We start from the raw sequence: 23,120 nt of genomic DNA, 5'->3' as shown, positions 1-23,120 counted from the left end.
ATATTCCTCTTGATTACTTCCAACGTCCAAAAGCAGACATGGATATATCCACACTTCCGTTGTATCCATCCCCGTCCCTAAATAAACGCCATTCATTCTGGGCGGCGGCGTCGGCTGATATTGCCCAATTAGCGGATACGTTTGTTCCCGATGTTATTCCGTTGTAAAACCCGCTAGCTCCTCCATCGACTTGAGTGAAGGTTTTAGGATATTGAAGATTAACTATCGAAGTATTTGATAGATTAACACTATGAATCCGATGGCATTCCTGATACCCATCCGCATTCCGATACCATGTCCCGAAGGAGTTACTACCAGACTCCACAACTGAATTTCCGCCAACAGTAGGCATGGAGCTGAACTCAGTAGAACCAGAAAAAGTGTTACTACTGGAGAAAGTGTTGGAGGAGCTTAGTTTGGCGATTCCAGACAGCCCGGTCCCGCTCCCATCTGTTTGGAGAAATTCTGTCCAACCGCCCCAGGTTCCGCTATCTTTGCGGCGGGCGGCCATTCTGACGCCAGAGGGAGTGCCCCAGACCAATTGAATGAGCTGTCCTGTCCCCTCGGTCACTAGCATGTTACAGTAGTCGCCGAATGGAGCATTCACTGGGCTAAGGCTTCCCCAGGCGTAAAGACCCTTTGTGTTGATACTATTAAGATCATCAGTATCATCCAAAAGAGTCCCTTCCCCTTGAATGAACCGCGAGTCGGCAGTGCTCTTCGGGTAAGGCTCCTCGATGTACTCAAAGCCAGACTCATCACTCTTCTGTCGGAGGATCTTCAAGGCATTCCCAGAGGCACTCGGCATGTTCACGCCTTGAGCCCAGCCTTCTGCTTTCCTGGCCCAGTGAAGTGCGGAGTAATCATCTACGCCATCACCTTCAGGAACCAGATCGTCTTCCGCCCGATTGGCCCAGTTTTGAGCCTCTATCGCAGCGTTTTCCGCGTCTGTCGCATATTGCTCATTAGACCCTAGTTGATCTTTGACATATCCTTGAGTTGCTGCGTCATCGTCGGAATCAGGATACCCGACAGTTGAAATACGACGGCTACTGGCAGAGTACGATCCGTCCTCCGCTACGGTAAGCGTTGAGCCAGTCTGATCGAAGGACTCTTGGGCAAGGTAGAAAGATTGAGTTGCAGCAAGATCAAGATCGGACTCAAGGAGCGTGGAACCGTCTTGGAAATCTACCAGAAGATTTTCTCGTTCAGTCTCCCTGACAATATCAATGATTGTCCCCGAAGTTGGTACGGTATCGAACTTGATGGAACTATCTGAAGCCCAGGTCCAGGCAGTAGTCTCAGTCCCGTCGAGAGAGACTTTAACGTCTTCCTTAGCGATATACGGGAAGGTCAGCGAATAAGTGTCCGTGGAACCATCGGCCTCATATTGGACACGAGCTAGAGCCATAAATAATGTCTCCTATACAAACGAAAAGACCGCCTCAAAGGACGGTCTCTCGTAAATCTTTTAGATGTGGAATCGGTTAGCGGTCTTCTTCTGGAGCGTCTTCCGGTAAGCCAGTCTCGCCAAGAGCGATGTTCACCATCTGAGCCACTCCATTGGCATTCTGGAAGGGGAGCAGTCGAATGACGTTGCGAACATCTTCCTGGCTCTCCAGGGTGTCACCAGTGAGGATCGTAGAGAGAGCTGTATGCATACTGTCCGCTGTGTCGGCAGTAGGGTTCCCGAATACGGAACTTACAGCCTGACCAGAAGAGCGCGAGAATTGGAAAGTCCCAGGGACCATCGTGTCGATGGCCGTGGGCATGAGGGCCGACCAAGAGGAACGCTCGAAGGTAGCCTTGGCCAGTGCCTCGGGATTCAGCCGCCTCTCCAGATACTCTCCCTGATCCTCTCGACCGATGGACCGGGCGTAGGTCATGGCGGTGTACCCGGCTGTCGCCATCATCGTCGTCGTGACGAATGTCGAGAATGACTGGAAGTCCCTCATGTGGAGGTTATGGAGAAGCTGTTTCTCGTGAGCCCCGATGATGAATGACCGGAATTGGAGGAACATGCGGGCGACCGGGTGAGCCATCCACTGACGGAACTGCCCGATGTCGTTCTCTTGGACCAGTCTCCGAGAGTACCGGAACATGGCCTCAGTGAAGTTAGCCTCAGCCTTCAAGTCCCACTTGTTGAGGTTCAACCGCTGGACTCGCTTGCCCGACAGTCCATCCTTGAAGGTGGCGTGCTTACGGATGTTCTCTAGGATGGCGTCTACCTGAGCGTCATTGAGGCCAATGGAACGGAGACGCTGACGGTTCATCAGTTTGCCGGTCCCTAGAGCAGCCTCCCCGAACCTCTGGACGATGCCATTCATGGTGCCACGCTGTAGGGCAGTGTTGATGGTGGACATTCCAGAGAGAGCGAAGACGCCGCGCTTGCCGCGCCTCACGCTGAACTCCAACTTGTCCTTCCAGCCTTGTCCCATGAAGGTATCTTGAGCGCCGGTCATGTCGTTGAACCGTTGGATCTGTCCTGAACGGAGCCAGTCGCCCCCATGGCCAGTCACCATCTCCAGCTCATCGACTACCTCATGCTTGATCTTCCCTGTCTTGGCGTCCCGAATCATGTGGCGCAGTTGGGGAGCGCCCTTCATGGCAGTCTTGATGCCCAGCCCTGAGATGGCCACGCCAAGCTCTGGCACCTGAGCAAAACCGACTTGCCCCATGAAGCGCATGAAGGACCAGTCACGGAAGAACTTCAGGGCTTGTCCCCAGCGTGTCAGGTCGGCCTCGTTGGGCATTCCCATGACCGCTCGGTACATCTTGTCGAGTTCTGCCAGTTCCCGGTTGGTCTTCTCTGGGTCGATCCCTTGGCGATGTCCAACATCCCTGATCTTGTTCTTCAGGGTCTCGAACTCACCATGAGATGTAATCCCATCAGACAGCCCAGGAATCCTGTAGCGGGCCATGGCCAAGGCACCGGACATTCTTCGGTTGTACCTGGCTAGCAGGTCGTGAGCGTCCCGGTTGAACAGCTCTCGCATATCCAGCGTCCGACTCCCTGAGCCAGTCTCCGGGTTGCGCTTCAGCTCCATCTTGAAGTCCATGTTCAAGGGAGTGCGCTTCTTGCTGTACTTCTGGCCTCCCTCGGTTCGCCTCACAGTCAGAGCGTCAACGATGTCCTCGATGTCAGCCTCAGTGATGTCCTCACCGTTGGCATTGTTGCGGAGGAACGCTTTGATCTCTTCAGCGTCACCACTACCGAGAATCCGCCCAGTATCCATACCCATCCCAGCGTCAATGCTGCGGACAGTTTTCAGGTAGGCTCGACCAGCCTTCATGGCGGCTTCCTCAGTGATGTCGTCGGTAGCACTCTTGATGGCTCTCGCCAAGAACATCTCAAGGTTAGGCGTGCCGAACTCCTGATCGAGACGGCGGATAGCCTGAAGGTCGAACTCACGAGGGACATAGAAGGGGTCTTCTTCCAGTGTCCCGAAGCCTTTCACTGGCCGACCGAACTCCTGACGGTAAGACATCGGTTGGTTCAGGTCTTTGCGGTAGTCGTCGAGGATCTTCCGCATGACTTCACCCTGTCGACGAACTGCCGGGTGAGGGTTCTTGTCGATCCCTTCCACGAAGTCCGTCACCTGCCGGTTGAAGACAGTCGCCATCTCTTCCTTGAAGAACGGCTTCCAGCTCTTCTTTTGGCTCTGGCTGGACATCCACTCACGGAAGTTGGGGTTGTAGCTGCGGAGCCATTCAGTGGTGACTTGGCGTTCACGGAGAACCTGACGCTCGGATGCACCTATCTGAACAGCAACGTTCCTGTTGGTGTACCCCACGCCTTCCTCAGCCATCGGCGCATAGGCAGCTCTCACAGCGGGATTGTCGGATGATAAGCCAGTGGCCATAGAGCTGAACCTTACGTCACCGAATGCGGCTCTTGGCGCTACTGCATCAGGAGCCTTCTTGTAGTTGCCCAGGAAGGTGTCGATGGACGTGTCGTCTTCCCTGATCGGGATGAATCTCGACACACGGGCAGCACCAGCGTCTCCAACGTTCCCTGCGGGCTGATAGGAAGCTGACCGGACGATCTGACCGATCTCCTCTTCGGCAGCCTTCTTGATGCCTTCTCCAGCGCTCTTGAGTCCCTCCACTTCAGTCTGAAGGGATGGATTACGTGAGAGAGCTGAGAGACCAGCACCGAGACCGAACCCTATGCCAGTCGCATAGAGCAGGTTCATGTCATCGTAAAGAGGCTTATTCGCCCGGATGGCCGACTCCACGGCAAGGTTCCCAGCAGCACCGGCAGTCCCAGCCTGGACGATCTTCCTGACTCGGTTGGCTCGATTGACGGCTGTACCGACGAACCCAGCAGGACCGAGCAACGCTGAGGAAGCCGCACCGATTCCCCAGGCAGCAGGATCAGTGAGAGCCGCACCGACCCTCAGACCGATCCCAGTGAAGCCCATCTCAGCAAGCTTCTGTTCGTTCTCATAGTCTTGCCGGTAGCGTTTCTCCAGGGCTTCGGCCTGAGCCTTTGATTGAGCCTCAGCGATGTACTGGAAGGCATCTTCCGGGAGTCCCTCGGCTCGCTCTTTAAGCTCCTCCTCGGTCATCTCATAGTCAGGATCAGGCGCATAGTCATCAGGATTGGCCATCAGGAGACGGGGAACCCACTCTTGCTGTGTCGCTAGGTCAGCCCCTTCGATCAGGCCAGGAGTTCCCTCTTCGAGCTGCTCTCGCTCACGCCGACGCTCGGCATCGGTTTGCCTGACCACTGGGACGGACTGGCGGGCAGTCTTTTGGCCACGGGAAAGGTCATCTTCAGGGGAAGGAATGCCGTAATCAGCTCCCTCCTGTGGACCGAACATCACCTCACCGAACAGCTCTCGGGCTCGTCCGGTTTGTCGGCGTTCGCGGTCAGCCATTGGTTACTCCTTGATTGTCTTTAGGATGTGGGGAGATATTGGCGAATCGTCTCTCTCACAGTGGGGTTCGTTGCGAACGGCGCATTCAATGACTTCCCGTTACCCAGGAGCCCAGCCCATTGAGTCGGCTCCCTTCGGTTCTCTTCAAGGAACCTGTCGAAGTCCGATTGGGTAATCCCTGCATCACGGAGGGTCTCAATACCCTGGCGCATCTTTGGGTCGAGATTGGTTGGGAGCCGTGCAGGAGTAGAGGAATCAAAGTGACCCAGGTCAACAGCCTCCTCGCCATCTTCAGGAGCGGCGTTCATCTCTTCCGCAGTGAGACCGTCAGTGCTGGTATGTCCCTGTTCCCTGAGAGCCTCTCTGGCTGCACGATCGCGCTCCTCTTGGTCTTCACGCATGAGCTGGTCAAGAGTGAACGTTGAGCCAATAGGATCAGAGAGAGGGCTGGCAGTCGTCTGATCGACAAGTGTCCATACGCCACTGCTTCCAGACCCACCTAGAGGGAAAACTGTAATGTCGTCTTCACTCATTCCCTCATCGGAATTCTTCTCGACGTACTCGTTGATCTTCTTCTCAGCGAGTTCCTTGAAGTTGACCGGGACATTCTGACCACGAGTTGGCACAGCCCATCCATTGATGAACTCATGTTCTGACTTGAACCGTTCGACAGCCTGATCAAGTCCAGTAGATCCACCTGCACGAGCAATATGACGGCCAATCTTGCGGAGTTCCGTGGAGACGTAAGAGTCATTCTTCACGTCACCCCAACCGTCTACCCAGCCGTTCAGGCTTTCGACAGCAGCATCGACTTCATCGTACCGTGCTCGAATAGATGGGTTATCTTCGATGTCCTGATTGGTGGCGATGCGATGAGCCTGAGAGACAGAGCGCTCAAAGGGGAGTCCCATGTACTGCTCACCGATGCGGATGGCTTCATATACATCCCGATCCTTCTCAGTGATCATTCCATTGAGGAGTCCAGGGTTCCGCACTCGAAGCCGATTATAGAGAGCGTAGCCTTCCTTCAACTTGGTCGGGATTTCATCTCCATCTGTGGCGGCGGCGGCAGTCACAGCCCCAGGAGCGTTCTCCAGGGTAGCCTTCCACTGATCATTCACGAGATTGGGATTCTTCGAGTAAATCTCCAGGGCATAGTTGAAGGCTGCTTCGCCTTGTTCCTCTTCAGGAAACTGTGAGGCATACCGGGGAATGACAGTGTTATGAAGCTCAGTCTTGATGGCTTCCAACTGATCTTCTTTGCTCATCATCTCCAGCTCGCCGTTGTCGTCAGTGACAGCTACAGGTTGGATTCGATGAGTAGTCCCGTTGCGTAAAGCCTTGATGCCTTGGGTAACGATCTCAGCCCGTTCGTTGTTCTGACGAGCCCGGATAGCGTCTTCTTCGCGTTGTTCTGCAAGAGCCTTCCGTTTGGCTTCCTGAGCTGATCTATTGGAACGGAAGAGAGAGCGGATGCGTCCCTCAGTGAGAGCCCCAGGATTCTCTTCATGCCAAGCCAGAAGCTCTTCCTCGTTGAGCATTCCTTGCTCAGCTTCCTCAAAGAACCTCATGCGGGCATCGAAAGTTCGCTCACGGTTATCAGAGTGGTAGTTCTTCTCAGCTTGTCGGAGGATTGATGCAGCCTCAGAGCCCACCTTGCCTCGCTTGTCGATGATCGCACCGATGCCGCCACGGTTGTCCGTCAAGAGCTTCTCAACGACATCGGCCTGTCCATCCCTGGCGTACTTCGATGCCACCTGCATCAGCACAGCGTCTTGCTCAGCGTTACTCAGATTGAGCAACTTTTGGTGCTGCGGGTAGTGCGACCGAATAGCCTGATACGCCTCATTGATGGCAGCCTTGCGCTGTTCCGGGGTTTCTGCACGGGATATACGCTGATCCAACTCAGCAGTAAAAGTCTCATAGACGCCATCGAGTTTATCTTGCTCATAGGCGGCAGCCTGTTGCTTGGCAGCTTCATCCCGAATCGTCACCATGGTTTCTTCCATGGCATCGGTGAATCCGCCTTGAATAGTGGGATTCTGAGCCATTGCCCCCATGTCCACGCCGAGATTCTCAGCGATGAACTGATCGACATCATCGGAGCGAGCATTGAAGCCAGTCGCGAACTTGGCTTTCAGTTCACGTCCTTTGGCTAGCCCCAGGCGGACGCCATATTGACGCTGGAAAGCTTCCTGAAAGTAGGGGTTTTCGTATTCCGACATCTCCCCTGATTGAACAAGCTGTTCGGCTTCCTCCATGCTCATCTGTTGGATTTCAGCCTGAGCTTGTTGTTCGGCTTCCTTCCGGCGTTTCTCTGCAAGATGAGAACTCAGACGTCCCAGGGTAGGGGAGACAGATTGTAAGGCGTTAGCCAACTGTTCTGCCTGAGCGTTCCTCGGAGTCCGAGTTGGCCGCTGATAATATTGGCCAGGACTAGCGGAAGGCCGAAGACTCACTTGACGATTGATCTGACGGTTTCGGCCCTGGCGACCTTCTTTGCTCTCGGTCTCCGGGCTGTTCGTTTGCAGTGTCCTCCGACCGGGAAGTCTAGCCATGAAGTTCTCCTTATGATTCCGGCTTCACTGAGTCGTATTGCATGTAACCCTGAGCGGCTGAACTCGCTGCGCCAAGTCCCAGAGCAAGATTAGAAGGCTTCTGGCCGGGTTGTACTGAGTTGATTCGATTGACAGTCCCGGTACGTGAAGACTGCTTCTGGCGTTGGAGCTGTCCGAGCGTCCATTCGAGATTCTGGTCGATAGTCGAACGGTCACGGGCAGCAGCACCAGAGATGTCACGTAGAGCCGTATCGACACTATTCCCTGACACACCAGACTCACCCGCCATCACCCTGGCTGTGGCCATTTGGGCGCGGGCCTGTCGAGTGACTTCTTCTTTCCGTTCAGCGGCAGCTTGTTGCTCTTGAGATTGCCGCTCACCGATGTCTCCATACCGTTGAGCCAGCGCATCATAAGAATTCTGCTTGTTTCGCTGGTACATCTCGCTTTGATATTCTGCCCGAGCCTCAGCCTGTTCATGCTGAACGTACATACTCCCGGCAGAAGCAACCGCCATTGTGGTGGCTGCAATAGTCATGGGCTCGCACATAGTTACCCTCCTGTATTTGTCACTCGGGCGAACTCATAGAAGCTCTCCCCGTTGAACTGGACTTTCCGTAGGAAGATGAACCCGGCCCACTTCAGCCATCGGATGTGGACGGAGTTATCGGCGTGAACGACATTGGCGAGAATGCTGTAATCCTCGGATAGCCTGTCGATCCATTGGGGTGTCTCTCGCAACAGCCTCACCCAGCACAGACGGATTGCCGGTGTGGCCATCATCCAGACGAACCCCAGGATCGGGTCGGGAGACGGAGCCGTACCGAAGATGATGTGAGGAACATCCTCCTCATCGACTGCGACATAGGTGGGATCGGGAGACCGGACGCCAGCCAGGAGAGCCTCTTCGGGAGTCCTGTCGGCAGCCTCGATCTCCTTTCGATCTGCTTTACGAAGGCGCGGGGCGAGAGACAGTGCATCAGCCTCAGTGGCCAACCTCACTGTCGTTGGTGTCATTTCATTAAATCCTCTTGGAGCGAGTCGTGAAGTAAGCCTCCCATTCAGCACTCAAGAAGGATGCCGGGAGATAGGAATCATTGGTGATGTCGATGGTTACTTCAGTATTTCTAGCCATGATTGGGAAGGGGAACGTTCCATCTTCAATGGAGATGTCACCGATCAAGTTACGGGCAGAGCCCAGGACACGCCCTGAGAAGACATACTCATAGGTCTGTCTACGGAAAGGCGTGACTTCAATCTTGAAGTACCCTGCCTCGGAGAACTGTAAGTTCATCTTCCTGACTTGTGTCCGGCCTGAATTTACCGTGGACTGACCGCCACCATCGGACGATTCTCGAAGAGCAAGCTGTGAGAACCTATACCGGAAGGTGTACCGAGTCCCGACAAAGAAAGCTTCAGATGTTAAATCTTTGCCAGACACAGTGACGACTGTTTCAGTCCCAGAATTATCGACACTACTCTTCAGGACGACGCCTTTCTTGATATTCCCTCCGTCCCCAGCGACTACCACCAGCTCTTGCCCAGAGCCAATCTTGTAGGGGAGCGTGAAGGTCGTATCTGTGCCGTCGAAGGTCAGGCTGGATACTTGAGTCTCGTCCAAGAGACGATCTAGGTGAACAGCCGAAGGCATCCCCGGTGACTTGTAGCCGGGCTCAAAGGACGCGACTTCGAGATAAACCCCATCGTCCCTCTCAATGACAGCGTACAGGTCAGACTCGATGAACTCAGCATTGAGAATTCTATCGCCTTCAGGGATTGTCCACTTCGACCAAGACGCTTGGATTTTCTCTTGGTCGCTCCAGTAGTAGCGATAGACGTAAGCAGCATTCTGTTCCTGCTCACTGAGAATCACCAGAGCATCCTCGTTGGAGCTGGAAGCTATCTTGAAGACATCTCCAGGGATGTACTCAGGGACGTGTCCAGTGACATCGGCGGCCTCTTGAACCTCGGTGCTTTTATCAACGTAATATTCCATTACACCAGAGGAGCCACCCCGGTTCACCATGAAGTAAACGAAGCGACCGGCTGCCCCAGGCTTAGCTCTCAGGGACGTTTCATACTCAGTTGTTTGGTTGATCGACACAGTATCAGGCGTGAGAATGTTCGCTCGCCCTAGCTGGAACTGAGTCTGATCAGAGAACAACAGGAGCGTCTCATTGAAGGGAACAGCGTGACGGAGGATGGATACCTTAACGTGCGACACGCCGACATCTATAGGATCGTCGTCGAGAACCTGAGTGGCTGTCCCTCGGAAGAAGTTGAAGAAGTCCCCAGCCTTAGACATTACGACGTTCTCACCAGAGATAACGCCAAGACGATTCCGGTGGAAGAACACGCCACTGATATTCATTCCGATGTATGATGGGAATGGGTTAGAGTTCAGGTCGCCGACTTTGCGATCCTCCCAGGTAATCTCTCGGAAGGTAAACGTCCCGTCAGCTTCACGGACCAAGGCATGAGGCATTGTGGAAGTGTCAAGTCCAATCTCTTGGCCCTGTTTAATGGTCTCTACCCATACACCATCCTGATACTTCACATAGTAGTTATCGAAATTGGAGGATTGATCCCCTGTAACCTCAACCTCAAATCCTTCTACTGCCGTTGCCGGTAGTTCAGAGAACCGCTGGATTTTCTCCCCGATAGCCTGGATGGCGGTATTCCCGAGAGAGTCTTCAGACGAAACAGTGACGGAGCCAGAAGACCGCTTTATGTAAATCACTGAGCCAACCGTGTAGATGGTATAAGCCGTACCGAAAGCGGCGTCTAGGTCTGCTTCTAGCTGGCTCGCAATGTAGTCTGTTGCGATTTTCGTGGAATCAGCGGAGCTACCACCGTCCGGGGTAGTGTAGCTCGCTGTAGTTCCATTGACTGTCGCAGTATAGGTAGCACCATAAGCCCCCTGTTTGATCCATATCATGGCCTCGTTGTCACGAGTAGGAGATAGAGTGCTGGACTTTGCGGCAGTCACAGTCTTGTTCACGATAAACGTGTAGTCGGCTACTGTGATGGTGTCGAAGTCTTCTGACGGAGTGCTGGAAGATAGATACCCAACTCCATCGGGCTTATTGACTACCATCTCGTAGCCGTATATATCGAACACTCGTATGTCGCCATCGTAAATCGTAACGACATACCGTTCGCTTTTGTCTCGGTTGATTACATGGACATAGGCATTGCCGATCTGAGTGCCCAGCATCTTAGCGACATGCCGGAAGGCGGGACGCTTCCTGAGCCCCTCAGCGATGGACGACAAGCCATTCTCTTGCAGTTCCCCTTGAGAAGCCAGTCGAAGCGATTTAGGCTGTTGACTGACGCCATTAACCAAGTTGGGAATGCTGGACGTTATTAGACTCATCTATCGAGAACCCTGAGAATCGAGTAGTTTCCGTTGAAGACGTTCAAGTCGGCAGTCCTGGCCTCACTATTCTCCAAATGGACCAAGGTCCGGGCTTCGTCTTGCGCGGTAAATCCATCCAACTCCGCTGACCCAATAGTTCTCTTCTGGAAAATTCTTGCAGCCCTCATGGAGATATACTCACGCGCATATTGCGGTAAGTCCTCAAAGGGAAGAAGGATGATCATCGTCACTTTGATCGTGGAGTCGAACTTGTAGGTGTGATTCTTCCGGTCATAAAGACGCCGACCACGGACAACCACTTCCTTGTCTGTATCAGTGCCGACGGTATCGACTTCCATAGCGTTATCAGGGATGACAATCTCTTTGTCGGGATATGTGGGCGACATGGGATAGTCAATCTCAGTATTGAAATGCCATCCTCGGCCTTGGACTTCCCGACTTACTTCCTGAAGAATCTGGTGGGCAATCGCAGCGTCGACAACTCCGGTATCGTCTACGGAGGAGACTGGAGATTCCCCAATAGTGGTCAGCATGGAGTTGATGGCTTCAAGCTCAGTTGTTGCAGCAAGCATCGAAACTCCTTAATCAGTGAAAAAGCAAAAAAAGGGAGAGACCTATTGGCCTCCCCCTTGGAGAAAAACTATTGGTTTATGCAGTGACCAGCTCGATAGCAGACTCGGGACGGAGAATGCCGTGGCCAACTGCATACTTTGCGACCAGCAGAGTGCCCTGGCGGTTAATCTGATACTCAGATTCCAGACCCAGGTCCAACAGCTTGACGGTGCCGATGGCAGACGGGTGCATCATCAGACCGACAGTCTTGGAGAAGTCGCCAGCGTACTTGTCACCAGTACCGGCTTGGAGAGTACCGGCACCGACGTTAGTGCTCGGCAAGTTGTTGGTCTTGACGATGGTCAGGCCAGCCACGCGAATGACGTTACCGCCAGCGTAGGAGCCTTCACCGCCCCAATCCCGGTTCAGGATTTTGGTAGAGCGGGCCATCGCATAGAACTCTTGCGGACGGACGAACAGGAAACGCTCGTCTTCCGGTACGTCCTTCTCGTCGAAAATCTGGGCGGAATCAAAAGCCATATCGGCCAGAGTGTCGCCAGTCGGTGCAGTGGTTGCACCAGTAGAGAGCTGAGTGCCGCCGTTCTGATCAGAGTCGTCGATGGTCTTGGTGTCACGAGCGGCAAGACAGCCCAACTGGAGCAAGTGCTTGTCCATGGTCTGGCCCAGCTTGCGGCCCATCTCAGTGGAATAAACGGAGCGAACGTCGTAGTGGTTCTTCGCTTCGTCGATATTCGAGATGAACTGCGGAGCGATCAGAAGATCGTCGATGGTGATAACACGCTCAGCGTGCTTCAGAGTGCCACCAGTGATCTCAGCGCCAGGAGTGTGGTACTCAGCGCTCGCTCGACCCATAACTGGGAACTGTGCGCTCTTGCCATTGGAAATAGTGCGAACTTGGTGACGACCCATCATCACAGTGTTCTGCTCAAATGAGGTCATTACCTCGCCAGAGAACACTTTGAGAAACAGAGCGTCGGTATCACCTGCGCCATTGATCTGACCCAGGCGAGAGACAGTTGCGTCAGCCATTTAGTTACCTCATGAAAGATTGCGTGGAGTCGTGTTCCTTCGCGATTCCCAGCAGTCCTTCACGCGGTCACACATGGTTATCCGCCTCAGCGGGCCACGGATCTCGGCGCGAGTCCTGTGAGTGCGAATTGATCGCCGCCTTTGCTGGCAGCGCGATCTGTCCGCAAAACTTCATGAGTGGCTGAAGTAACCCCTGCGCATCCGAGACGGGACGGGAGGCAGGGGCTGTAGAAAACCCTCTACGATTTAAGCGTCATCACAGATACATGGAGAGAGGCTTGGAGGGTATATTCATAAAAAAACCCCGCATTGCACGGGGCGAATTTCAAGGAGAGACTTTAGAAGGAGAGAAGAGTATTCTCCTTGGGTGGGCTCTATTAGACAGAGACTTCGATGGAACTAGTACCTGTCGATGTCATTCGGACGCCAGAAGCCGCTTGAGGGAGGGTCGCGGAGGTCTTGGCAGTCACAGTGCCGGGAGACCAAGTGACCCAAGTTGCGGTGTCACCCTCAATGTCGTCATAGCTGGAGAACGTATACTCGACCTTCGCGTCGGTTCCAGGCACCACCACAACGCCAGCTTCGATGCCCTCGTTCGGGAGTCGAATGGGTGACGTGGTGGTGTCCGTTACAGATTCCTTGTGGAAATGCCGGTAGTCCCAGCGGTAGCCGTGCTTAGTAGCGCGGGGTTCAGACAGGGTTGCCATTGGTTATGGGGGCTCCTTTTATGGTTTATTGCGGGTCACTCCCTTCCGTTTCTCATAGGTACGATAAGCACCATACCCTAGATAGCCGGAAGTGAATGTCCACCAGAGTTCTTCAGGGATTGCCTTGAATCCTTCACCGACATTATTGAAGAAGGTCTCCATCTGATCGGGATAGAAGATTCCCAGAGTCGGCGCAACGATCACCAGGGAGATGATCACGAGATAGAAGACATACATGAAGGAAGGCCGGGCTCGGGAAGTCCAAGGATCATCGCTCTCAGCTTCGGCCATGATGGTGGACATTCGAGTCGAGAGCTTCTTGAGTTCGCCTTCTTGTTCCAGCTTCTCCAGCTCTCGTTTTGCCTTGGCTTTTTGTTCGGGGTCGGGGAATAGACGATCAATGAGCTTGCCGCCGATGTCGAACAGGCCACCGGCGACAGCAGAAGAGATTACTCCCATAGACTACCTCATGGTGAGGAAGCCCTTGTCACTTGTCCTTGAAGCAAGCCAGCCAGACGAGCACGCCAAAGCCGATAGTATTGCCGATAGCAAGGAACACGAGACCATATGTGATGATATTGGCCAGGGCTTCCATATTGATTCTCCCCAGTCAGCTCACAGAATGTTTGACTTGGCGAGCCGACGCTCCACGTCCTGACGGTAAGCCGGGTCCTTGTGGTAGCGCGGGTCTTTCATCGCCTCCGTCAACTGTGCCACTGATTGGAACGCATCGGAACCCCCCTTGCCTTGGCTATCGCCGCCGATCAGGTCAGGCTCAGAGGGCTTCGCTTGGCTGTACTGGAAGGCAAGCGCTTGGACAGCTTGCTCCATCCGGCGAGGGTCTCCTGAGTCGATCTCGGCGTTGTAAGCGTCGAGCTGTTCAGGGGTCATATTGGCAGAAGCCCATTCAGCCATCTTGTTGAACTCGGCCTCACCGCCGATAGCTTCCTTCACTTGGTCTTCAGCTTGAGATGCTCGGGCTTCCTGACCCTCGATGTACTGATCGACCATCTCACGGGAAATGCCGACAGCCTCCAGCGCCTTGTAGCTCTCCTCAGCCAGCTCACCGTTCTCGGCGTACTCCTGGCTCAGAGACTCCATATCGACGCCTTCAGCGCGGTCTACAGCCTCACGAGCTGCCTCATCGACATCATTCTGAGCAGCCTGACGATCATCGCTGGTGTCATTGTCGTCCGCTTGACCAGAAGAGAGCTTCGATTCGAGCTGGCGGTATGCTTCGACCAGTTCGTCCTGAGACTTGAACTTGCCCAGGATCAGCTCGTCGTCGTCCCCTGAGTTGCCAGTCTCAGTGTCGGGACCGGAAGCAGCGGATTGGGCTTGATCGAACTTATCGGCCATCTTCTCGTCGTGACCTTCGGGAGCGGCGGTTTGTCCCGTGTCGATGTTCGCTCCAGTATTGATTGAATCAGCCATTTACGTTTCTCTCCTTGATTAACCGATAGCGATAGCGCCAGAAGGCATCACACGACGACGGCGGCCTTTTTCATCGGCTTGTTCATTCTTCACGTCCTTACCTTCCGGCTCTGCCTTGTTGGCTTTTCGGGATGCGCGAGGCGACTTGCTACGGGTCGGTTTCTGTTCTTCACTCATTCGGCGTGTTCTCCATGTTTGGTCCTTGGGGTGTCATCTTCTCGACAGCCTTACCGCCAGTCTCCATGGCTTGCTCTGCCAGTCGTTGACGCATAGCAGCCTGTTGGGCAGCAGCTTGCTCCCTGGCGATCTGTTCCTGGCTCTTGATCAGGCCGTCAGTCTCGATCCCCAGCGCTGTTGCTCGACGTGTCATGTAGTCGCTGAAGTCAACGTGCTGACTGAGAACTTCAGGAGGAACGATGTCGGCCATGCCTTTGATGAACAGATCGAGCTTCTCCAAGTCATGGCCCCTACCGAGTGCCTCGATGCCGGTCGTGATAGATGGGCTTACAGCGTCTTCAGGGAGGGAAGGGATGGCATCCTTGTTCTCAAGGACGTACATCAAGCGACGAACCAGGGGTAGCTGGAACTCTTGGGAGAGGATCGAGTAGACACCACCAAGAGCGGACTCCAGCTCATTGGCCATGTACCGGATTTCCTCAGCCGTGACACGCTCAGCATCCCGTTGGATGGCAGAATTCAGGAGGAATCCGTAAGACAGTCGCTCGGTCAGCGTCCCAATGGTCTGGTAGGCGATGCTGAAGTCAGCCTGTTTCTCCATCTGAAGGACAGACACATCGTTGGAATTGCCCGACCGGATGGCCCCATTGGGAGCCTCTTGGAGAGTCTTCTTCTGAGTGGTCCCGTTGGGATTCACCAAGAAAAGGATTCGAGCGGCGGCGGCAGAGCCCTCAACGATTGTCTTGGTGAGAGCCTCCAGGGAACGAAGGTCGCCATAGTATTCCTCGACGTAACCACGACCGTAGTTCTCGCCGTCGATCTGAGTGAAACGGAGCGGAATCCAGGGAGACTTTTCGAGAGGATAACTACCCTCAGTCCCAGGAATCTTTAACCCATCGACTTCCTGATAGACAGTCCATTTGTCGCCATCTCGATAGATATGAGTGTACAGGTCCACGTTGTCGTGGTCGGACCTATCAGTTGACGGGTTGTTATCTTGTAAGGCTGTTCTCACTTTCTCGGGAAGCGTGGCAAGACTGACCGACTCCTTCACAACTGTGTCCAAGGGAGTTCCTTCAGGATCACGGCGGACAACATAGGAGTCTATCTTGAAGACCTTGGCTCCACCCCCAGGCTTGACATAAAGAAGCGCATTACCAGCCACTAGGAGTTGCTTGAGAGTCTCACCCACGGACACACGGATGGCGGACTTTTCGATCTCCGTCATGACCGTCTTTTCGATCTGTCCCAAGGCTTTCTCAAGTTCAGCTACTTGGTCGGACTCTTCAGCGGCTTGCTTCAGCTCAGGGTTATCCACGCGAAGCCGGAAGAAGGGACTATTGGGCGGCATCAGAGCCATCAGGAGCTTTGACGACAAGTTATTGACGCCACGGGCTCCGAGACTCTGAAAGGGAGTCTTCAGTTTTGTAGTGCCGTTATGCCCCTCTTCAGGCAACAGGGAAGGAATGGTCAGTTTGGCCGCATCCCTCGCTCGACGGAGGAAAGGATCACGGTCAGCTTCGAGACGTGAGTACAGCCCCTTCGCCGAAGTGGCGTTGGGGTTATGCATTGATTACCTCTTACCGGGGAATGTTCAGGCCAGACTTTCCGCCGCCTTGGGCTCCAGCCTTCTTGTCTTTCTTGACGGGTTGATCTTTGAGACGGCCAGCAGAAGGATCAGCTTTGAGTTGGATACGGAGTTTGCTCCGGCCCTTCTTCTTGATGTCGGCCTTGCGTTTCTTACCGTCTTCCTCATCATTGTCGAGACGGTCCAACGCCTTTAAGCTTCGATCTTTCTGAACATCCGTCTTAGTCTGATAGCTAGTCTTTGTGTCGTAGACGGTGTTCGTTACATCGACCTTAGCCTTTCCTTCCCATCCGTTGGCATACGCATCACCTGTTCGGTCGAGAGAATCTGCCCAGTTGATGTTTGTGACAGTCCCTTTAGACGATTGCCAACGACCGTCTTTACGGACAAAATCAGGATTCTTGGTGTCATAGCTGCCGACAGGACTGGAACCGCCGTCGATATAAAGCCCTTTATGATTCTGGTAGGCGGTGTAAGTTTTGGTCTCGTTTCGACCTACTTTCCGCTTCACCGGGACTCTACGCTCAACCCTGGTGGTAGTCTCAGTGCTAGACCTTTTGTTTCGGCGTCGAGAGTCTCTTACTGCCATTAACCTTGTCCTCCCGATCCAGGCAAGTTAAGTCCTTTGGACTGTTTCTTCGGAATCCGAAGACTGTCCCGATCCCTTCGATTCTTCTGGCCTTTCTTCGAGCCGGGTTTCTCAGGGGCAGATTGCTTCTCCGCTGCTGACTGAGTGGCTGGCGGGGCCGGAGGTGCCGGAGGGGGAGGTGGCGGAGCTGGTTCAGGCGGCTTAGGAGGGTCCGGCATGTCCGGGGCGCTCATGCACATTGGCTACTCCTGTAGAATGTTCTCGTTTTGCTCCTCATAGACCAGCTTCAAGAACTCAACCACTTCGCGCTTCCCTTTGTTAATCCATATTTGTCGTTCACTATCATTGATGTCAGGACATTGACTGGGGAATCTTTGGTCCAGCTCTTTAAGAAGGTCTTGAGGAACCCTTGAAGATAAACTCATAGATACTCCTAAAGAGGGGGTTTCACCCCCTGGCTCTCCTTGGGTGGGCTCTATTGTTCAGGCCAGTTCCAATCACCAATCATTCCTTTGGCGTTATAATCGGTGACTCGACCCTCAAAGAAGTTCTTTTGGGAATCGCCAGACACAATATGATCAATCCAAGGGAATGGGTTACTCACCCCATAGTTGGCTTTGAGTCCCAACATAATGAGACGACGGTCAGCGATGAACCGGATGTATTGCTTGGTCTCCTCAGCAGTCATCTCTTTCGGACCACCGAGAGCAAACGACAAGTCAATGAACCTGTCCTCCAAGTCCACGGCTTCCCGATACATCGAATAGATAGTCCGTTTGAACTCATCATCGACGATATGCGGATGCTCGTTGCAATATTCACGGAACAGTTCTGACATGCCTTGGACGTGAAGCGTCTCGTCACGGATGGACCACTCCACGACTTCACACATGCCGAGCATCTTGGAGCCAGCTTCAGGACGCTGATAGTTCAACAGTTGGGCAAACGCTGAGAACAGTGATACGCCTTCGTTGAGAACAGTCTTGGCCAGGGCCAGCCCAAAGCCTCGCTCAGTGTCAGGATCAAAGTCCTGCATGAACTCAATCTTTTCGGCCATCTCCTCGAACTCAAGGAATGCCGAGTAGTCCGACTCAGGAAGCCCCAAGGTGTCGTTGAGCAAGGCATAAGCCCGCTGGTGGATGGTCTCCCGGTGAGCAAACGAGAGCATCATCATACGTGCCTCGTTGTTCTTCACTCGTGGGAGAAACACATCCACATAAGCACCGCCAACAGCTTCATCAGACTGAGTGAACAGACGGAGAATCTGAGTGATATGGTCCTTCTCTTCCGGGGTGACTGTTCCATCCTTCCATTGGTTCACGTCACGTTGAAGCGAAGTCTCATGCTCGATCCAGTGAACCGAGTCGTGGTCGATGGCTCGCTCGACGTAATGCGGGTAGTTGAATGGTTTGTAAGTCTGGCTATAGGACATCAGCCCTGACATGCTGCACACTCCTCTTGATCGTCCGTGGGTTGATGGTCTTTAAGTGCATTCCGCTCGACTGACTTGGAGACCTTATCTCCAGTGAAACCAGACTCAGTTCGGAGGTAATAGAGACCTTTGAGTCCGCGCTTCCATGCCAGAAGATGAGTCATCAAGACTTTGTGGCGAGGGGTCTCGAAGGGGAAATACAAGTTGACCGATTGTCCCTGGCAGATCATCGGCTGACGATCAGCAGCATGGATTACAGTCCACTCAGGATCAGTCTCAAAGGCGGTCCTGAAGACTCTCTTTTCGTGGTCTGTCAGGTAGTCCAGATGTTGGACTGAACCGTTCTCCAAGACGATGGACTGCCATTGTTCAGCCAGCCAGTCATCGACGTTAAGACCGAGTGCCAGAAGCATTGCGTCACTTGGCGCGTGAGACTCAAGGATTCGCTGCAAGTGTCGATTCTTGACCAAGTGCGTTCCCGCTCTTGTGCGCTGGGAGAAGGCGTTGCTTCGTAACGGCTCGATACTGGGACTGGTCCCACACAGTAAGCCTGAGTTGGCATTCGGAGCGATAGCCAGGAGATGAGCATTACGACGACCAGTGCCTTCCATGTCGGGAGCTTCGCCACGCTCTTCCGCAAGTTCATAGGTCGCCTCCTTAACCATCCGACTGATATACCCAAACATTGCTTTGTTGTGGAGCTGGGCTTCAAACGTCTCCCAGGGAATCATCTTGGACTGGAGATATGAGTGGAATCCCATCGCCCCCAGGCCAATAGAGCGCTCCCGATATGCCGAATAGACGGCTTTGTGCATTTCACTTGGAGCATTCTCGATGAAGAACGTCAGGACGTTATCGAGGAACCTGATCCACCGTTTGATGAACTCCGGGTCACGCTTCCACTCGTCATAACGTTCAAGGTTGACGCTTGAGAGACAACAGACGGCTGTCCGTTCTTCGTTCGTAGCAAGGTGGATTTCGTTACAGAGGTTCGATCCGTTGATCTTGAGGCCGAGCTTCTTGAGGACATCCGGCAGGTGTCGGTTCGCAGTGTCGATGAAGTTGAGGTACGGCTCCCCAGTCCTGAAGCGAGTATCAAGAATCCATTGAAACAGATCACGAGCGCTAAGATTGTCAGTAACATGACCACTATGAGGACAGCGAAGACTCCACTCATCATCTCGTAAGCACGCCTCCATGAATTCATCGGTGAGATTCACCGCATGATGGATGTTGAAACACTTCCGATTGATGTCTCCACCTGTCGGCGTCCGCATATAGAGGAACTCCAAGATGTCTGGATGAGAAACATCGAGATAGGCTGCATAAGAGCCTTTGCGGGTTTTCCCCTGACGGAAGCCTTCGACTGCACTGTCGGCAATCTTGATGTGTGGCAGTGGTCCCACGGACTTCTCCGAGACGGAGCGAATGTGATCCCAGTGACCGCCGACACCACCACCAAGCATGGATAGCCAAGCGAGTTCTTCTTGATGCTCTACCAGCCCCTCCCGAGTGTCAGGGACGTATCCCAAGAAGCAACTGATAGGCATGGCTTTCGGTTTCTCTCCGGGCTCAGGAGCGTTGGAGAGGATAGGGGAGGAGTACATGGCCCATCCCTTGGAGATATCATTATAGATGTCCTGAGCCATCTCCAAGTCATCACTGAAAGCTAGAGCTGGACGTGCCAGAGCTACTTGATAAGTTTCCTGTTTCCCTAAATAAAAACCCGAGAGCAAGTCTCGGGCTATCTCTGTGAGTTGTTTATCTCGCTCCGAGTGGAGCTTAATACCGTGGTAATCATTCATCCTTCACGAATACTCCATCGACCATTCGGCCTGTCCGTTTACTGATAACGTGGTAGGAGTGGGCAAGACACTGACCAAGAGTTAGCCCCCGCATGTGGGCTTGAATGATCAGAGTGACTGTCACGTCGCCAATACCGTCGATGAGCATTTCATCAATATCCCCATCGTCACCGTCGATATGGTCACTAAGGGCGACAGCCATTCCCAGCTCACCGACTTCCTCGTAGGTCTTCTTCATTTGTGCCAGAGGATCGGCAGCCTCGAAGATTCCTTTCTCCTTGGCCCACTCCACGACTGCGACTTCAAGAGACTCAAGCACTGTACTTCTCCTCGACTTCTTCCAGTTTCTCCAGACGACGCTCATACCACGCAGCCTTTTTGAGACTCTTCACGCGGTCCTTGTCCTCATATCTCCAGCGATACTTGAAGGAGTTCCCACGGAGATAGCCACGAATCTGATCGACAGTTGAGAGACAGGAGACCATCCCTTCGATGCACTCCAAGTTGAGAATATCGGGTGGATCGTTCTTGTCCATCGAAAGGATGGCGTCCCGAACGTCTATGAGCTTGTCGTCGGCCTCGCGCTTGTAGTGGGACGGTTGGTTTACTTCATCGACGATCACGAAATCCGCACGATGCCCCCGAATAGAAGTCTGAGGTTTCACAGGGTGGCTGATAATGACCTGTTCAGGAGTTAATCGGCGATAACAGTCATGCTCATTTAAGCTTAATTCAAAACAGTTCCTGCTAACTCCGTTCGATTCTTTACACCAGTAGATACACTTCCAGCCTTCTTCGTTCTCCAGATACGGGTATCCGATTCCTGCCGTGGCTCCTGCGGCAATGAAGCCGTCCGCTATAGCCTTGGCCTGTTCGTGAGACTCGATGTCTCGGTAGAGGACGCAATCTCCAGGCTTGAGAGTTACTGCTTTGGGCTCCATAGCTTCACCTCTTTACGTTTAAAGTCATAATCGTCAGCTCGACAAATACGGGCTACCCTCGCTTGAGTCAGTGCTTCTTCCTCACCCAGACCTGCCTTACGGAATTGCGAGACGATAGCGGACCAGAGACTTTCCGCTTCGACTTTCCGCCACCGGAGTTCTGTTTGTCCTTTCCGTTTACCACTTTTGAACTCATGCTCGTATTGCTCCCACTCGAATGGCTCTTCGATAATCTGTCTGGCAACTGTCTCGCCAATCCCAGGACAGCCCGAATAGTTATCTGTAGGATCGCCAGTGAGCGCCTGAATGAGATGCCAGTTGTCGGCCTCTTCCTGACTCACTTCGAGATGCTCATCCTTATGAAGCACATAATGTTTCCCAGGAATCGTCAGTAAGTCCTTATCCTTAGTGACGATCACCTTGTCACCTTTGAGCTTTTTCCAAGTGGCTAGGATTCCCAGGACATCATCAGCTTCAAGTTTTGGCCGGATGAAGCACTCATATTCAGCTTGAAGATGTTCCTTCAGGAGTTTCAGGAGCATCGGCTTACGGACACCATCACGGTTGCCCTTGTAGGTGGGCAGTACGTCCTTCCTCCAGTTTTCATCATCGGATAACGCAATGATGATTCTGTCAGCTCCTACAGCTTCAGCCGCTTTGGAGACCCTATCGTCCAACTTTGTGATGGCTGGCTCTTCAAACGCATGGAGAGTCCAGAAACCATCACCCCAATGGATAGGCTCTTCAGCACTGGCTGCTTGCTCATACGCGAAGATGTCACCATCGAGAAGTGCGATTGTTTCACTCATCTCGTTAGAGCCTCCCAGGAGATCGGGTAGAAAGGTTGGAGGATGTCATTAACATCGGACGCCAACTCTTGGATTTCACCTTGGGCATGGCTGTCAGTTCTCTGTCGGACGAACCGAGCAAAAGCAGCCAGTGATCCAGTCCATATCCATTGGACTTGAACTCCCTGCGGCAAGATGAAGCGAGCTTGTTCAGGTGCAATTCCGTCTTCGACCATGGCGACATATCCATCGATAGCCTCCTCACAGATGTCCTTGTAGAATGCCTTCCAAGGAGTAGACCTAGAGTGAGTACCGGATGAACCTTGTTTGGCATTTGCCGCCTTTGAGCGAAACTCTTCAGGCATGAATAGTTCAGGGCGGGAAGAGATATACCGGCGGCTCTCTTCGTTCTCCACGAAGCCTTGCTTATGCTTGAAGCACTGAGTCCTGATAGGCACCGGAGCTTTCATCCGAAGGGAAATCTGTGGATGAGCAAAAGGAGTCCAGTGGCCATGCTCAGCGAGAAACTGAATGAGACCGAAGTCACCAACTGAAAGTGTCGGACGATCATGACGGACATTTACTAGTGCGTACCGAAGCCACGCCTCGAAGTGCTTGGAGTTTTTATCCGGTACATATTCTTCATTGATGTACCAAGATTCATTAGCGAACGACACGCGGGCGGCGTCGACTACCCGAAGATCATCACCCATATGGTCTTTATATTGAGCGTGCATTATCGGTTCCCCATGTAGACGTAAATGAAGACATCTTCTTGAGTCGAGAAAGAACGGTGGTGGTGCATCCGCTCGTAGTTGTGGGTTCGGAACGGGACATCTACCGGCTCTTCACCGGCAGCATCAAGTCGGACTGAATCGAGAGGTAGCAACTCAGGGAACCGGATAACCGGAAGAGGCTCATATAGAACCCTCTTGGTCAGGTCTTCAGGACCACCGACGAAGTAAGCGACGTTGCGCATCAGAACAACTCCTCTTCCTCATCATCTACAGGGGATTCCTTAACTACACTCACTCCCATGTACTCGATCTGAGTCTGGAAAGGACGGGCGCGCATCGGCATAGCCGCCCCGTAAGAGTTCAACTCCCGCCTAAACCGGAACATTTCTCCATCAGTCAGCTCGATGAAATCAATCTCACGATCCAATTCCTTTGCCTTGAGAATCTCGTCCCGAATCTTATCGATCATCTTCGGCTTGTAATGAACTCGCATCTTGTCT

At 53.3% G+C, this 23,120-nt stretch carries 21 protein-coding genes; all 21 read right to left on the bottom strand.

What is annotated here, in order from left to right; genetic code table 11:
• Positions 1-13: 13 nt before the first annotated feature.
• Positions 14-1,411, bottom strand: a complete 1,398-nt coding sequence (locus tag IE093_RS09225; protein WP_189468415.1) for a phage tail fiber domain-containing protein — start codon at positions 1,409-1,411, stop codon at positions 14-16.
• Positions 1,412-1,487: 76 nt separating this feature from the next.
• On the bottom strand, positions 1,488-4,883 hold the full coding sequence (locus tag IE093_RS09220; RefSeq protein WP_189468413.1) for a hypothetical protein: 3,396 nt from the start codon (positions 4,881-4,883) through the stop codon (positions 1,488-1,490).
• Between the two features lie 20 nt (positions 4,884-4,903).
• Positions 4,904-7,261, bottom strand: a complete 2,358-nt coding sequence (locus IE093_RS09215; RefSeq protein ID WP_189468411.1) for a hypothetical protein — start codon at positions 7,259-7,261, stop codon at positions 4,904-4,906.
• Between the two features lie 190 nt (positions 7,262-7,451).
• Positions 7,452-7,979 carry a virion core protein, T7 gp14 family gene (locus IE093_RS09210; protein WP_189468409.1) on the bottom strand — a complete coding sequence of 176 codons (528 nt, stop codon included), beginning with the start codon at positions 7,977-7,979 and terminating at the stop codon, positions 7,452-7,454.
• 14 nt (positions 7,980-7,993) lie between these two features.
• The gene (locus IE093_RS09205; RefSeq protein ID WP_189468408.1) at positions 7,994-8,458 is read right to left on the bottom strand and encodes a hypothetical protein; all 465 of its coding nucleotides are present in this window, start codon (positions 8,456-8,458) and stop codon (positions 7,994-7,996) included.
• A 4-nt stretch (positions 8,459-8,462) separates the two neighbouring features.
• A complete protein-coding gene (locus IE093_RS09200; protein ID WP_189468405.1) occupies positions 8,463-10,817 on the bottom strand; it encodes a phage nozzle protein in 2,355 nt (784 codons plus the stop codon).
• Positions 10,814-11,392: a hypothetical protein gene (locus IE093_RS09195; protein ID WP_189468403.1), complete on the bottom strand. Its 579-nt coding sequence runs from the start codon at positions 11,390-11,392 to the stop codon at positions 10,814-10,816. Before IE093_RS09195 ends, IE093_RS09200 begins: the two co-directional genes overlap by 4 nt.
• A gap of 76 nt (positions 11,393-11,468) precedes the next feature.
• Positions 11,469-12,422, bottom strand: coding sequence for a phage capsid protein (locus IE093_RS09190; RefSeq protein WP_189468401.1), 954 nt, complete (start codon positions 12,420-12,422; stop codon positions 11,469-11,471).
• 725 nt (positions 12,423-13,147) lie between these two features.
• Complete coding sequence (locus IE093_RS09185; RefSeq protein ID WP_189468399.1) at positions 13,148-13,588, bottom strand: holin family protein; 441 nt, start codon at positions 13,586-13,588, stop codon at positions 13,148-13,150.
• Positions 13,589-13,744: 156 nt separating this feature from the next.
• Positions 13,745-14,563 carry a capsid assembly protein gene (locus IE093_RS09180; protein WP_189468398.1) on the bottom strand — a complete coding sequence of 273 codons (819 nt, stop codon included), beginning with the start codon at positions 14,561-14,563 and terminating at the stop codon, positions 13,745-13,747.
• An 18-nt stretch (positions 14,564-14,581) separates the two neighbouring features.
• Positions 14,582-14,740, bottom strand: a complete 159-nt coding sequence (locus IE093_RS09175; RefSeq protein ID WP_189468396.1) for a hypothetical protein — start codon at positions 14,738-14,740, stop codon at positions 14,582-14,584.
• On the bottom strand, positions 14,733-16,310 hold the full coding sequence (locus tag IE093_RS09170) for a portal protein (protein ID WP_189468394.1): 1,578 nt from the start codon (positions 16,308-16,310) through the stop codon (positions 14,733-14,735). The genes IE093_RS09175 and IE093_RS09170 overlap by 8 nt, the downstream gene beginning before the upstream one ends.
• A 10-nt stretch (positions 16,311-16,320) precedes the next feature.
• Positions 16,321-16,839 (bottom strand): hypothetical protein, encoded by a 519-nt coding sequence (locus tag IE093_RS09165; protein ID WP_189468392.1) that lies wholly within the window; start codon positions 16,837-16,839, stop codon positions 16,321-16,323.
• A 553-nt stretch (positions 16,840-17,392) separates the two neighbouring features.
• Positions 17,393-18,361: a ribonucleotide-diphosphate reductase subunit beta gene (locus IE093_RS09160; RefSeq protein ID WP_189468390.1), complete on the bottom strand. Its 969-nt coding sequence runs from the start codon at positions 18,359-18,361 to the stop codon at positions 17,393-17,395.
• Complete coding sequence (locus IE093_RS09155) at positions 18,349-20,154, bottom strand: ribonucleoside-diphosphate reductase subunit alpha (RefSeq protein WP_189468388.1); 1,806 nt, start codon at positions 20,152-20,154, stop codon at positions 18,349-18,351. The genes IE093_RS09160 and IE093_RS09155 overlap by 13 nt, the downstream gene beginning before the upstream one ends.
• A complete protein-coding gene (locus IE093_RS09150) occupies positions 20,147-20,473 on the bottom strand; it encodes a nucleoside triphosphate pyrophosphohydrolase family protein (protein ID WP_189468386.1) in 327 nt (108 codons plus the stop codon). The genes IE093_RS09155 and IE093_RS09150 overlap by 8 nt, the downstream gene beginning before the upstream one ends.
• Entirely contained in the window at positions 20,466-21,095 is a 630-nt protein-coding gene (locus IE093_RS22460; protein ID WP_229803411.1) for a DUF3310 domain-containing protein, read from the bottom strand. Before IE093_RS22460 ends, IE093_RS09150 begins: the two co-directional genes overlap by 8 nt.
• Positions 21,077-21,904 carry an exonuclease gene (locus tag IE093_RS09140; RefSeq protein ID WP_189468384.1) on the bottom strand — a complete coding sequence of 276 codons (828 nt, stop codon included), beginning with the start codon at positions 21,902-21,904 and terminating at the stop codon, positions 21,077-21,079. The genes IE093_RS22460 and IE093_RS09140 overlap by 19 nt, the downstream gene beginning before the upstream one ends.
• Positions 21,901-22,620, bottom strand: a complete 720-nt coding sequence (gene thyX / locus IE093_RS09135) for an FAD-dependent thymidylate synthase (RefSeq protein ID WP_189468382.1) — start codon at positions 22,618-22,620, stop codon at positions 21,901-21,903. The genes IE093_RS09140 and thyX overlap by 4 nt, the downstream gene beginning before the upstream one ends.
• Complete coding sequence (locus IE093_RS09130) at positions 22,620-22,862, bottom strand: hypothetical protein (protein ID WP_189468380.1); 243 nt, start codon at positions 22,860-22,862, stop codon at positions 22,620-22,622. Before IE093_RS09130 ends, thyX begins: the two co-directional genes overlap by 1 nt.
• Positions 22,862-23,113 carry a hypothetical protein gene (locus IE093_RS09125; RefSeq protein WP_189468378.1) on the bottom strand — a complete coding sequence of 84 codons (252 nt, stop codon included), beginning with the start codon at positions 23,111-23,113 and terminating at the stop codon, positions 22,862-22,864. Before IE093_RS09125 ends, IE093_RS09130 begins: the two co-directional genes overlap by 1 nt.
• Positions 23,114-23,120 lie beyond the last annotated feature (7 nt).

It is taken from the genome of Litchfieldella qijiaojingensis (genome assembly GCF_014651875.1).
Lineage (GTDB): Bacteria > Pseudomonadota > Gammaproteobacteria > Pseudomonadales > Halomonadaceae > Litchfieldella > Litchfieldella qijiaojingensis.
The sequence above is the reverse complement of the archived record's forward strand: the minus strand, read 5'-3'. Positions and strand labels throughout refer to the sequence as shown.